Annotated in this window: 10 protein-coding genes; 2 read left to right on the forward strand and 8 right to left on the reverse strand. The window is 59.1% G+C overall.

Going from position 1 to position 13,174, the window contains the following annotated elements; genetic code table 11:
• Nucleotides 1-176: 176 nt before the first annotated feature.
• Together ACFXS9_RS02270 and ACFXS9_RS02275 are read right to left on the reverse strand one after the other, a co-directional pair.
• On the reverse strand, nt 177-1,787 hold the full coding sequence (locus tag ACFXS9_RS02270; RefSeq protein WP_392684657.1) for a filamentous hemagglutinin family protein: 1,611 nt from the start codon (nt 1,785-1,787) through the stop codon (nt 177-179).
• Nucleotides 1,788-1,820: 33 nt separating this feature from the next.
• The gene (locus ACFXS9_RS02275; RefSeq protein ID WP_392687214.1) at nt 1,821-2,060 is read right to left on the reverse strand and encodes a filamentous haemagglutinin family protein; all 240 of its coding nucleotides are present in this window, start codon (nt 2,058-2,060) and stop codon (nt 1,821-1,823) included.
• A 265-nt stretch (nt 2,061-2,325) separates the two neighbouring features.
• On the opposite strand from ACFXS9_RS02275, the gene ACFXS9_RS02280 reads away from it, so the two are divergent.
• The gene (locus ACFXS9_RS02280; RefSeq protein WP_392684660.1) at nt 2,326-3,306 is read left to right on the forward strand and encodes a glycosyltransferase family 39 protein; all 981 of its coding nucleotides are present in this window, start codon (nt 2,326-2,328) and stop codon (nt 3,304-3,306) included.
• A gap of 104 nt (nt 3,307-3,410) precedes the next feature.
• Nucleotides 3,411-5,870 carry a hypothetical protein gene (locus tag ACFXS9_RS02285; RefSeq protein ID WP_392684663.1) on the forward strand — a complete coding sequence of 820 codons (2,460 nt, stop codon included), beginning with the start codon at nt 3,411-3,413 and terminating at the stop codon, nt 5,868-5,870.
• A 62-nt stretch (nt 5,871-5,932) separates the two neighbouring features.
• Here ACFXS9_RS02285 and ACFXS9_RS02290 read toward each other — a convergent pair whose 3' ends face one another.
• The 6 genes from ACFXS9_RS02290 to ACFXS9_RS02315 form a co-directional block, all read right to left on the reverse strand.
• Nucleotides 5,933-6,772, reverse strand: coding sequence for an ABC transporter ATP-binding protein (locus tag ACFXS9_RS02290; protein WP_392684666.1), 840 nt, complete (start codon nt 6,770-6,772; stop codon nt 5,933-5,935).
• Between the two features lie 79 nt (nt 6,773-6,851).
• Complete coding sequence (locus ACFXS9_RS02295) at nt 6,852-8,171, reverse strand: ABC transporter substrate-binding protein (RefSeq protein WP_392684668.1); 1,320 nt, start codon at nt 8,169-8,171, stop codon at nt 6,852-6,854.
• A 131-nt stretch (nt 8,172-8,302) separates the two neighbouring features.
• Nucleotides 8,303-9,430, reverse strand: a complete 1,128-nt coding sequence (locus ACFXS9_RS02300) for a branched-chain amino acid ABC transporter permease (protein WP_392684671.1) — start codon at nt 9,428-9,430, stop codon at nt 8,303-8,305.
• Between the two features lie 10 nt (nt 9,431-9,440).
• Entirely contained in the window at nt 9,441-10,370 is a 930-nt protein-coding gene (locus tag ACFXS9_RS02305) for a branched-chain amino acid ABC transporter permease (protein WP_392684674.1), read from the reverse strand.
• Nucleotides 10,371-10,380: 10 nt separating this feature from the next.
• Nucleotides 10,381-11,166 (reverse strand): ABC transporter ATP-binding protein, encoded by a 786-nt coding sequence (locus ACFXS9_RS02310; RefSeq protein WP_392684677.1) that lies wholly within the window; start codon nt 11,164-11,166, stop codon nt 10,381-10,383.
• Nucleotides 11,163-13,133, reverse strand: coding sequence for an AMP-binding protein (locus tag ACFXS9_RS02315; protein ID WP_392684679.1), 1,971 nt, complete (start codon nt 13,131-13,133; stop codon nt 11,163-11,165). The genes ACFXS9_RS02310 and ACFXS9_RS02315 overlap by 4 nt, the downstream gene beginning before the upstream one ends.
• Between the last annotated feature and the right edge of the window lie 41 nt (nt 13,134-13,174).

Here is a 13,174-nt window from a genome sequence, read left to right on the forward strand (position 1 = left end):
CAATCCGTCATCGGGGCGACAGAGAATTTCCATTCCATCTCAATTGCTTAACCGCAATACCGGTTCAATGCAACTTGATGTCTTTAGCCCTGCCCGTCAGCGGAGCATGTCCGCCCCAACTAAAATATCGAAAACAACCCCATGCAAAGTAAGCTCCGAACCGCCCGCTAACTTATTCAAAATCCTGGACACGCAACCACCGATACCGACATTCGCTCATGGTGGCCGTTTGAAACGGACAGTCCCTTGCGTGCCGCACGTAGTGAACATCTTTCGCGCTTCATCGCCGTCCGGAGACGCGACGGCGCTCGGCTATCACCTGCCTGGCCTCGTCCGCCGTCATTTGGCCAGCGCCCAAGAACCTGGTAGGCGCTGTCCGGATTTTGAGACCGTTGCTCATTCACACCGCCTCGCCGCTCCTGCTGCTCGTCTTGATTGACCGGAGCGTCGCCACCGCCGCCGCCGAAGCCGAGCACCTCGACGATGATGATGGAAGCCTGCTGGCCTGCACCGGATTGCGTTACATCCTTCGCCGCGTCGATAGCCGCCTTCTGGCTGGCGTCGCCGCCCTCGAGCTTCAAGGGAGACGCCGAACTCTCTTTCGCCGGCAAACCTTTGACCTCACCTGAGACCTGGAAATTGTTCGCATTCAGCACAAAGAGGGCCGCAATATTGAGATTGCCGCTAACCCGCACACCGGCGTCGCCGGCATTCACCGTGCCCTCTGGCGCGATCAGATGGACGTCGCCCTCCTCCACGCCGGCGAAGCCAATGATGGTGCCGATGCCACTGCCGGACATGTCGGCTTTCTCCAGAATGCGCGTCACCGCGTCGATATCCGTCTGGACCTCCGGCGCCGACGACACGCGGGCGGTCTTGGCGCCGCGGCCGGCGTCGATATCACCCACCGTTGACCAGATAATCTCGTCGCCACCGCTAAAGGTGTTAATGCGCGAGCGGTTCACAACGACATTGTTACGGGCGAAGATATTGATGTCGCCATAGCCCAACGTCACGAGGCCGTAACCCGACGGGGCGTCCTTGCCCAACGCCGCCACCTGCAAGCCGCCGCCGGGGGAACACTTCAACATTGCCACCCGCCATGGTGCGGAACAGGGGTTGCCGATCGCAACATCACCCTTCCAATCATTGCCGGTGAACAACGTCTGGATCGCCATGTAACCGCGATTGTTACCGCCGTTGCGCGGCAGACCGTCCGTGCCCACCTCGTTCTGATCCTTACCGGCCTCGCGCAACTCCTGCATGTAGACCTGCCGTACGAAGCGTTCACGGGTCAGCATTGGCGGGCTCTGGAACCTGGCCCAGGCATCCTGCGGCGTCAGGGTCTCGCCCGTCACGTCTTTGACGAAGGAGACAAGACCAGAGCGGATTTTATGCGACTGTCCGGACTTGCGGAGTTCGTAAGCGTCGGTGAAGTAGATTGGCACGATTGCGCCGTCCGCCAGGGTTGTGTTCAGATAATCCGGCATCGCCGCGACGTTCGACGGATCGAGATAGGCCGCCAGAAACGCGTCATAGAACGGCTGTTTGCCTTTCAAACCCGCCATCACGGTGATGGCCGCGCTCTCATCTGGCAGACCGAAGATCTGCGAGAAATTGACTGGCCGGTTGTTCGTATCATAGGCGCGATTGCCAACCGTCATGACATGCAATTCGGGCGCATAGACGTCGCGGCCAATACCCGTACCAATGCTCATCCAGCCCGCCCGATCGATAGAAGGCGACTTTTCATCGACATGCCTAGATCGTTGCCGGCAGTGGTACAAGCGACAGCGTCCTTTATATCGTTTATGTGACAGCTATCTCATCGCGCGTCGACTTGCCTGGTCGAGGCCCGCCTCAGCGCGGGCGCGTCGCAACCTGGCTACGGCCTCACTGCAATAGCCATTGCCTTGCTCATAACTGCGTTTCGGCGGCGTATAGATTACCGTCGTCTTTGAACCACGGCCGGCATTGCTGTCGCCTTCCGCCGACCAGCAGCGGACATTCCGGTGACAGACGCCGGCGTCATGGCCGACGCGCGGGACCTGGGTCGGCACCTGGTCTGCCGCGTCATGCCCGCCAAATGTCAAGGCGGTACACCTGGGGCAATTGATCTTGGGCTCTTACCGAGCGACAGTATGGAATGGAGATGCGCTATCCCAGTTGGAAAGATCCTTCCTGCCTTCCCTATGGTTTGGCCATCCTGATATTTTTTTGTTCGCGGGTGGTGGTCGCACTCGGACTGGTATTCTCCCAAAAATATTTGCCCTCCGGGCCAGATGTCTGGTCTGCGGGACCGATCTGGTACCACCAACTGCTGCAATGGGATCGGAATGGTATTTCAAGATCGTCACAGAAGGCTATCAGTATAACGGCGATCCGACGGTTCAACAGAACATCGTATTTTACCCGCTGTATCCGATGCTCGCACGGGGCTTGGCGACGATTAGCGGTCTCACGCCTGCGGATGCAATGCTGTTGGTATCGAACGTCGCGGGATTGCTCGCGATCGTCGTCCTTTTCAAGCTGGTTCGCGAGGAATTTGGTGATCAACTGGCTCTCGCCACAACGGCGCTGCTCAGCTTTTTTCCCGCTTCGGTCTTGCTATCTGCCGGATATACCGAGCCCTTGGCACTGCTGCTGATCGTCACGTTTTTTCATGCTTTGAAACGAAAGTACTACTTGTCGGCAGCACTGCTTGCAGGCCTGGCAGTCTCTACTCGATCGACGGGCATCGTCCTATTGCCTGTCCTTCTCTGGGAGATGTGGGCCAATCGCGATCAGACGAAGTTCCTTCTTGCCCTCCTGCCATGCGTCCTTCTTGCGACGTCGGGCATCTGGCTATTCATGATCTACCTCTGGAGCGCTTTCGGAACTCCGTTTGCTTTTGTGGATGGGCAGGCGGCTTTCCATCAAGGAACGACGCTAGCGGCAAGATTAATTGCTGCACTAAAGCTTGAGCCGTTCACGCGAATGATGCTCAACGACTGGAATCCTTGGGGACAAGCTAGCTGGTTTACATTATTGTTCATTCTCCTGATTGTTTTGGGCTGGTCTCGACTGCGCTCAAGCTGGACACTGTTCGCCATGGCTGTCCTGCTTCTGCCATATCTAACGCTCAGTGGTGGGCCAGCAGGCTTCGTCTCCATGAGTCGATTTAATCTCGTTTCATTTCCCCTGTTTGTGACGTTGGCTGATCTAGGATTGCGAGCAAAGTGGCTTTTGGCAGGAGTGATAGGACTCTTCGGCGCATCCTTGTTCATGAACACCGCCTTGTTTGCTCGTAGAATTTGGATTGGTTGATCGCTACAAATACTCGCGATGACAGGCTTGAGCAGCGACGTAGCGCGAGTTGGTCAAAGCGCACCCAATAGAGCCCATCAGGGCTCCACTGAGAGGGTAGCTCATTGCAATCCATATCCAGGATTCACGGTCGCTACTATCTGGCAATCTTTGTGCTGGCGTTCGCGACGCTTTCCTACCAGATCCTGATAACGCGCTTCTTCAGCGTTATGCTCCATCATCATTTCGCATTTGCCGCCATTTCGCTTGCCATGCTCGGGCTTACCCGCGGAGCGATGAAGGTCTACGGCAAACCCGCCCGTTATGCCGCCGATCGGGTCGGAATCGAATTCGCCCGCCATGCATCATGGTTCGCGCTCAGCAGCGTTGGCGCAATGATCGTCTTCCTGTGCGTGCCGCTCGTTGTGTCCGCAGAAAATGTGCCCCTCGCTCTGGCGCTGGCGATCATCGCCTTCGTGGCCCCGTTCACGGAAGGCGGGGTTTGCATCACGCTGTTACTGACGCGTTTGCCATATGGCGGCGGGTGGCTCTATGCAGCCGACCTCCTGGGCGCCGCAGTTGGATGTCTCGGGGTGATCTTCATACTGCTGGTAATTGATCCCGTAAGCGCCACACTATGGATCGGAGCCCTTGCTGCCGGCGTTGGCTGGATCGTCGTGAGACGCAGCGAAGACGTCCGCAGTGTGCGTTTGAGCGGGGCTGTCGCGCTGACGCTGGCCGTCGCGGCCACCGTGCACTCCGGCCTTGACCTGACCGGTCGAAGCCATCTCGGTGTGTTCTGGGCCAAGGGCGCTGAGCAGACCGGCACGCTGTTCGAACGTTGGAATACCTATTCGCGGGTAAGGGTGCGGGAGTTGGCCGACAAGGTCCCGTTTGGCTGGGGTCTGGTTGGCACGCCTGACACCCGGATCGACCAACACTACCTCGACATCGATGCCGATGCAGGCACGGTCATCACCAGGTATGATGGCGACATCGGAAAGCTCGCCTACCTGAAAGATGATGTCATCAATGCAGCCTACCTCGTGCAGCCGGCGGCCGACGTCGCTGTCGTTGGCGTCGGCGGCGGTCGTGACATCCTTTCCGGTCTGCTCTTCGGCGCCAGCCGGATCTGCGCAATTGAGATCAACCCGGCGATCTTCGAAGTGCTCACCGAAAAATTCGCCGATTTCTCCGGCCATCTCGATCGCCAGCCAGGCGTATCCTTGGTCAATGCCGAGGCGCGAAGCTACATCAACCACTCGCCCGAGCGGTACGACCTGGTGCAGATTTCACTTATCGACACCTGGGCGGCGACGGCGGCCGGTGGCCTGACGCTCACCGAAAATCGTCTCTATACCGTGGAGGCGTGGGACGATTTTTACCGGGCGCTCAAGCCTGGCGGGCTGTTGTCGGTATCACGCTGGTACGATGCCGAGAAGCACCGTGGCGAGCTATACCGGCTGATCGCGATTGGCGCGAGCGCGCTGCAGCGCAAGGGAGTGTCGGCCGGGGAGCTGCGGCATCACGTCGTCGCGGTCAACGTCGGCGGCATCGTGACGGTGATCACCCGGCCTGACGCGTTCAGCGACGCAGAATGGCAAGGCGCGCGAGGGAGACTTCAGGCGCAGGGCTTCAAGATATTGTTGGGGCCGGACGTCACCTTCGATGGTGTCACCTCAACGTTGCTGTCGGACAAGGCGAACCAGGCTTTCTTCGATTCGCTACCCGAAAACATCGTTGCTTCGACCGACGACAATCCGTTCTTCTTCTATACGTCCCGCTTCAGCGATTTCGTGAGCACGCAAAGTTGGGACGTCATGAGCAACAATGTAGCGATCGGCGTCACCGGCTTGCTCATCATCGTAGCGCTCTGCGCTTGCGTATATTACATCGTGCTGCCCTTCCAACGTCTTGCGAGGCGGATGCCAATGGCGACGCTGACGCCGCCCGTGGTCTATTTCAGCGCGATCGGGATGGGCTTCATGCTGATCGAGATATCGCAGATGCAGCGCCTCATGGTCTTTCTCGGACATCCCGTTTACGGGCTGAGCGTCGTGCTATTCACAATTCTTCTCTTTAGCGGGATTGGCAGCGCCACGGTCGGTGCGGATACCTCCTCCCGATCACGCGTCACCGTCTTCAGGATTGCCGCCCTGCTCGCCACGCTCGTGGTGGCAGCGCTGCTGACGCCGCTGGTCACCACCTGGGCGCGGTCGCTGTCAACCGACATGCGTATTCTGGTGTCCGTCCTGCTGCTGGCTCTTCCTGCATTCTGCATGGGGATGATGTTCCCGCTCGGCCTCGGTGTGTGGCGCCGTCATCATGAACTACTGCCGTTCTTCTGGAGCACCAACGGAATTACGTCGATGCTGGCGTCGGTGCTGGGTGTGGCGTTGTCGATCCAATTCGGCATCGCCAAGACTTATGCGCTGGGGGTGTGCTCTTATGCGGTCTGCGCCATCGTGATCATTGCAAGCCGCAGGGTGCAGTCCATCGACATGTCCGCCGAGAAGGAGGCCGTTAGCCCCGGGGCTTATATCGCAGGAAAGGACGGCGCCACGATTCGGCGGCCACATCAGTAAAGGGAAGTCCGAATACCGCCGAAACCACGCATGCCTACACCACTGTCCGGAGTTCTCAGCACCTAAGCGAGCCAGCGTTTGCGCCGCTTGTAGTGCTTCACATCGCGGAATGATTTTCGTTTCTCTCCGGCGACGCCAAGATAGAATTCCTTGACGTCCTCATTTGCGGCGAGCGCCCACGCCTCGCCATCCATCACCACGCGGCCATTTTCGAGGATATATCCGTAGTTTGCGAATTTGAGTGCCATATTGGTGTTCTGCTCGGCGAGAAGAAACGAGACACCTTCCTTGACGTTCAGATCCTTCACGATCTCGAAGATCTCTTCGACGATCTGCGGCGCGAGGCCCATCGAAGGCTCGTCGAGCAGGATCATCTTCGGGCGCGACATCAGCGCACGGCCGATCACACACATCTGCTGTTCGCCGCCGGACGTATAGCCGGCGGTCGAACTACGCCGCTCCCCGAGACGGGGGAAATATGCATAGACTCGCTCCAGATCCTGCGCGATCGCGGCCTTGCCGTCCGTCCGCGTAAAGGCGCCGGTCAGGAGATTCTCCTCGACCGTGAGGTGAGCGAAGCAACGCCGTCCCTCCATCACCTGAATGCAGCCGCGCCGCACCACCTCGTTTGGCGACAGGGAATGCACTTCGACGCCGTCGAACAGGATCGAGCCCTTGGTGACCTCGCCGCGCTCCGCATGCAGCAGATTGGAGACTGCCTTCAGCGTCGTTGTCTTGCCCGCACCGTTGGCGCCGAGAAGCGCGACGATTCCGCCCCGCGGCACAACCAGTGATACGCCTTTCAACACCAGGATGACGTGGCTGTAGACTACCTCGATATTGTTGACCGACAGAAAGGGCGCTGCCGTTTCTGCCGCTGTAGAGGCCTTGGGGATTGACACGCGGGTCCTCTCCAAACGGTTGCAGCTTTCGAAAGATCCGGGAGGAGGCAAAGGCCCCTCCCGGATCGCTGGAAAGCGTTCAGCTTTCCTTCGAGCAATCGCGCGGCTTGATGCTCTTCTCCGTGGCATACTTCGCGGAAACTTCATCGACGAGCGGCTCGGTGTCGGACTGGTTCGCCGTGTACCAGTCGGAGATGATTTTCCAGCCCTTGCCGTCCCACTGCTGTACGCGCCCGTCCCGCGCGCCCTCGTGGTCGGAGCAGGAAATCTTGATGGGCTTCAACATGCCCTCAAAGCCGAGTTCCTTGAGACGTGCATCCGAGAGGTTGAGATTCTCCAGACCCCACCGGACCTGCTCGCCCGTCAGCGGCTTCTTGTCGAACTTTTCCTGCGCTTTGCGGATCGCCTCCACGCCGAGCATAGCATTCACCATGCCGCGGTTATAGAGAACTTCGCCGACCTTGCCAGGCTCCGACAACCCTTTGCCCTTTGCATAGACGTGCTTCTCGATGTCGGCATGCACGGCGAATTTTCCTGCGCCATGCTGAAGCATCAGCGCCTTATAGCCAGCGGCTTGATCGCCGGCGGGGGTCACATCCGGCTCCGCGCCCGACCACCAAACACCGATCATCTTCTCGCGCGGATAGGCAACGGCCGCGGCTTCCTTGACTGCCGTGCCGTTCATGACGCCCCAGCCCCAGACCAGGACATAATCCGGCCGGTTCTGGCGGATCGCCAGCCATTGCGACTTCTGTTCGACACCGGGGTGCGTCACCGGGATCGGCGTGAACTCAAATCCGTGCTTCTTTGCCAGCACCTGCAGCATCGGGATCGGCTCCTTGCCGTAGGGGCTGTCGTGATACAGCAGCGAAATCTTCTTGCCTTTCAGCTTGTCGGTGCCGCCGACCTCCTTGGCGACGTGCTGAATCGCAATATCGGCCGCGGACCAGTACGTGCCGAGCAGCGGGAAATTATACGCGAACACGGCTCCGTTCTTGGAATCGGCGCGGCCATAGCCCATCGTGATAATCGGGATCTTGTCAGTCGTGGTCTTTTCGGTGAGGGCGAATGTAATGCCGGTCGACAGCGGATTGACGAAGGCCGCGCCGGTCGGGCCCTTGCCCTTGAGACGCTCGTAACACTCAACGCCCTTGTCGGTGGCGTAGCCGGTCTCGCATTCCTCGAACAAGATCTTGACGCCGTTGATGCCGCCGTCGCGCTCATTGATCAGGTTGTAGTAGTCGGCCATGCCGTTTGCGAACGGCACGCCGTTCACGGCGTACGCGCCGGTCCGGTAGGACAGTATCGGGATGAACTGTTCGTTCTGCGCGGCAACAGGAGAGGCAAACGCCCCGCCTGAAAGTATGGCTGCCGCCAATATCAGTTTGTTGCGTACCATATTGGTTGTCCTCCTCGTTGAGCCCGGTTTTTGCCGTACCGGGTCTTGTTATCGCGGGCTTGCTTGCTCCTTCTGCCAACGACCGCCGCTCCGCGTTGCGATCTCCGGCATCGTTCGCGTCGACCGCCCCTTCAGTAGGGAAACGGCCAAAGTCTGAGCTTCTCCTTGCCAAGCGATATGAGCCGGGCAAATCCATGTGGCTCCTTGATGAGAAGGTAGCAAATCAACGATCCAAAGATGATGAATTCCAGGTGGGTGATCGTTTCTGTCGACAGCGGCACGCCGAGCTGGGTTGGAATCAGATTCAGCAGGATCGGCAGAATGAGGATAAAGGCCGCACCGACGAACGAACCCATAATCGATCCCAGCCCGCCGATAATCACCATGAACAGAAGCTGCAGCGAACGGTCGATCGAGAACGCGAGCGGCTCCCATGAACCCAGATAGACAAACGCCCAGAGTGCGCCCGCCACGCCGATGATAAATGAAGAGACCGCGAAAGCCGTCAGCTTTGCATAAAGCGGCCGGATACCGATCAGCTCGGCGGCGATATCCATGTCGCGGATCGCCATCCATTGTCTGCCGAGATTGCCGCGAACGAGGTTCTTCGCCAGAACCGCGAATACCGTTACGAAGATCAGGCACAGCAGATATCGCTCGATCGGCGTGCCCACATTCAGACCGAAGAAATCCAGTGTCGGTGCATTGACCGATCCTGACGGCGCGTAATTTGTGAACCACGCCACCCGCAGGAACACCCAATCGAAGAAGAACTGCGCTGCGAGCGTTGCAACCGCCAGATAGAGGCCCTTGATCCGCAGGCTGGGAATACCGAAGAGGATGCCGACAGCCGCCGTCGTAAGTCCGCCGAGCAAAATGGATGGCAGCACAGGCAGCGGCGGGATCGAGATCGCGAAGTCAAACCAGGCGATCGGAATATGAACGCCGGTCGCCAGCTTGTAAGCAGAGTAGGCGCCGATGGCCATGAATGCGCCGCTGCCGAGCGTGATCTGGCCGCAATAGCCGACGAGAATGTTTACGCCGATCGCGGCGAGCGCGAGGATCAGGAAGGGCAGCAGAATGGCGCGAAGCAGATAGTCGCTGCCGAACGGCCAAATGTCGAAGTCGGCCAGCAGCGGCACGCCTATGAAGGCGATACCGAGCAAGATGGCGAGCGCTATACGGTCCTGGCGGATCGGGAAGATCGCCATATCCTCCGCGTAGGTCGTCTTGAACTGGCCTGCCTCGCGATAAAGCACAACAAACTCCTCATATACGTTCGATGATCCTCTCGCCGAACAGCCCCTGCGGCCGCACGAGCAGAACCGCCAACGCCAGCACATAGGCGAACCAGTATTCGATACCGCCACCGATATACGATCCCAGGAACACCTCCGCGATCTTCTCGCCCGCCCCCACAATGAACCCGCCGACGATCGCCCCTGGAATTGAGGTAAGGCCGCCAATGATCAGGACCGGCAAGGCCTTCAGCGCGAGAAACGTGATGGAGAACTGTACGCCCAGTTTGGTACCCCACACGGTCGCCGCAACCAGCGCAACGAGACCGGCGGCAAGCCAGACCACGAACCAGATCCAGCTAATTGGAATCCCGACCGACTGCGCGGCCAGGTGGTCGTCGGCAACCGCCCTGAGTGCGCGACCGGTCTTGGTACGTTCGAAGAAGATCGCAAGGCCTGCGACCAGAATGCCGGCGATGAAGCCGCCCCAGACATCCAGCTTGTTGAGCAGAATTCCACCAGGAAAGAGATTTTCAAACAGGAACCAGGCGTCCGTCGGAAACAGCCGTAAAGGGTAAGAATCGGAACCGAAGATCATCTGCGCCGCACCCTCGAGGATGAACGTCACGCCGATGGTGGACATGAACAGCGTGAGGGCGTCCTGGTTGACAAGCGGTCCGATCACGAACCGCTCGATCAGCCAGGCGGTTATCGCCATGATCACGGCAGCGAAGCCAATGCCGAGGATGATCGCAGCCCAAGGCGGGAAACCCCAGGCCACCAGCAGGTCGAGCGAGCGAACCAGCGCAAGTCCGGCGAGCAAGACCATCGCGCCTTGCGCAAAATTAAAGACACCGGATGCCTTGAAGATCAACACGAAGCCGAGCGCGACCAGCGAGTACAGCACGCCGGACATCAATCCGCCGATCAGCACTTCGAGAAACTGACCCAACCCGATCACGCAACGCTCCTTAGTGCGCGACGCCGAGATAGGCGTCGATGACGGCCTGATTCTCCTTGACCTCACCCGGCGTGCCGTCGGCGATCTTCACGCCATGATCGAGCACCGCTACGCGATGGGAGAGATCCATCACCACAGCCATGTCATGTTCGATCAGCGCAATGGTCGTGCCGTAATGATTGTTGACGTCGATGATGAACCGCGACATGTCCTCTTTCTCTTCGAGATTCATGCCTGCCATCGGCTCGTCGAGGAGAAGAAGATCGGGCTCCATCGCAAGGGCGCGGCCAAGTTCGACGCGTTTCTGCAGGCCATATGGCAAACGCGCAACCGGCACCTTGCGGATCGCCTCAATCTCGAGAAAATCGACGATCTCCTCGACCCGGTGCCGATGTTCGATTTCTTCTGCCAGCGCCGGGCCGTAACGCATCATCTGCCACAGAAGACCCCGGCGCATCTTCAGCGTGCGGCCAGCCATAATATTGTCGAGTGCGCTCATTCCCTTGAACAGTGCGACATTTTGAAAGGTGCGTGCGATGCCGCCACGGGATGCCTCGTACGGCTGCATCTGGGCACGGGTCCGACCCTTGAAGGTGATGGCGCCATGGTTCGGATGATAGAAGCCGTTGATGACGTTGAGCATCGAGGTTTTTCCGGCGCCGTTCGGCCCGATGATGGCGCGAATTTCGCCTTTCCTGATGTCAAACGAAACGTCCCTCAGCGCCTTCACGCCGCCAAACGCCAGCGATACTCCTTCGACTCCAAGCAGGATTTCGTTGGTGTCCGGCGCCCTCATGCGGCCTTCCCCAGGGTTTCCGTCGAACCAACTGTTTGCAAGTCGCGGATCTTGACCCGCGCCGCGATCACGCCCTTGCGACCATCCTCAAAGGTGACCTCGGTGGAAATGTCGGCTTCATGCGAACCGTCGTAGAGCGCAGTGACCAGTGGCGCATAGCGCTCGGCGATGAACCCGCGGCGAACTTTCAGCGTGCGGGTCAATTCGCCATCGTCTGCGTCAAGCTCCTTATGCAGAATGAGAAAGCGGCGAATCTGCGCGCCCGCCAGTACCTTTCCCTCCGCGAGGGAGCGGTTCACCTCGGCAACATCTTTCGCCACCATGTCATAGACCAGCGGATGCCCTGCCAGCTCCTGATAGGAACCGTACGCGATGTTGTTACGTTCCGCCCAACTCGCCACCGCGACCGGGTCGATATTGAGAAAGGCGCAAGCGAAATCCCTGGAATCGCCGAAAGTGACGGCTTCCTTGATGTTGGGAAAAAACTTCAACTTGTTCTCAAGATATTTCGGCGCAAACATCGTGCCGTCAGCCAGCCGGCCGACATCCTTTGCGCGATCGATGATCTTCAGGTGTCCGGTGTTCTCGTCGAAGAAGCCAGCGTCGCCGGTCTTGACATAGCCGTCGGACGTCATGGCCTCCGCGGTCTTCACCTGATCCTTGAAGTATCCCACGAACATGCCGGGTGAGCGGAACTGCACCTCGCCTGTTTCCGCAATGCGGATGTCGACGTTCGGTGCGGCCGGACCGACCGTATCGGAGTAGATCTCACCGTCAGGCTGGCAGGTAACGTAAAGGAACGCTTCGGTCTGACCGTAGAGCTGCTTCAGGTTTAATCCGATCGAGCGGTAGAACGCGAACAGATCCGGACCGATGGCCTCACCTGCAGTATAGGCGACGCGCACGCGAGACAGGCCAAGAACGTTCTTGAGGGGCTCGTAGACCATCAAGCGCCCGACCGCATAAAGCAGCCGGCCAGACAGCGGCACCGACTTTCCGGTCAAAATCGACTCGCCATACTGCCGCGCTATGCCAAGGAAGTAGTTGAACATGCGCCGCTTGATGGCTGCGGCGTCCTCCATGCGGATCATCACCCGCGTCAGCATGGCCTCGAAACCACGCGGCGGGGCGAAATAGAAGGTTGGTCCGATCTCGCGTCGATCCTGTTCGATCGTCTCACTGCTCTCGGGACACGCCATGCAGAATCCAGCGACGATGCCCTGTGCATAGTTGAGGTAATGATCACCAACCCAGGCGAGCGGCAGGTAGGCGAGCGCCACGTCCTTGTCGGTCAGGCCGTCAAACCTGACGGTGTCAGTCGCAGCCTCGATGCAGCCTCGCGCCGACAGCATGACGCCTTTCGACGCGCCGGTTGTTCCCGAGGTGTAGAGGATGATCGAGATGTCAGAACCTTCACCCTGCCGGATGAACTCGTCAATCTGCCTGCCGAGTGCCGTGCTGGCCTTCAGCGCGGCGCGGCCGTCTTCAATGACATCGCGGATTGCGATCAATCGGTCGTGGTCGTAGTCATCGAGGCCACGCGGCTCGTCATAGACGACCTTGTGGAGATGCGGCAGCCGGTCGGATACAGCAAAGACCTTGTCGACCTGCTCCTGATCTTGCGCTGCAACAAACTTCACGTCGGCGTGAGCGAGGACATAAGCAAGCTCGTCGGCCACTGCATCCGAATAGACCGGGACCGGAATTGCGCGAAGCACTTGCGCTGCCATCAGCGTCCAATAGAGCTTCGGTCGGTTGGAACCAACGATGGCGATCGTGTCTCCTGGCTGCAATCCAAGCCGGTGCAAGCCCGCAGCATAAGCGCGGACGATTTCTGCGACCTGGGCCCAGGTCCACGTGCGCCAAATGCCGAGATCCTTGTGCCGAAACGCAGGACGGCTGCTAAACTGCGCGGCATTTCGCGCCAGCAGCTTGGGGAACGTGTCAAACGATCCACCAACGGCCATGTCGGTCTCTATCCAAAACCGGCACGTTGGTTCGCGCCTTG

It is taken from the genome of Bradyrhizobium sp. RDI18 (assembly GCF_043203335.1).
Classification (GTDB): domain Bacteria; phylum Pseudomonadota; class Alphaproteobacteria; order Rhizobiales; family Xanthobacteraceae; genus Bradyrhizobium; species Bradyrhizobium retamae.

Excerpts from the sequence above, each read along its gene's own strand:
- ACFXS9_RS02280 (WP_392684660.1), top strand. The coding sequence starts at position 2,326 with ATGGGATCGGAATGGTATTTCAAGATCGTCACAGAAGGCTATCAGTAT.
- ACFXS9_RS02295 (WP_392684668.1), bottom strand. The coding sequence starts at position 8,171 with ATGGTACGCAACAAACTGATATTGGCGGCAGCCATACTTTCAGGCGGG.
- ACFXS9_RS02310 (WP_392684677.1), bottom strand. The coding sequence starts at position 11,166 with ATGAGGGCGCCGGACACCAACGAAATCCTGCTTGGAGTCGAAGGAGTA.
- ACFXS9_RS02315 (WP_392684679.1), bottom strand. The coding sequence starts at position 13,133 with ATGGCCGTTGGTGGATCGTTTGACACGTTCCCCAAGCTGCTGGCGCGA.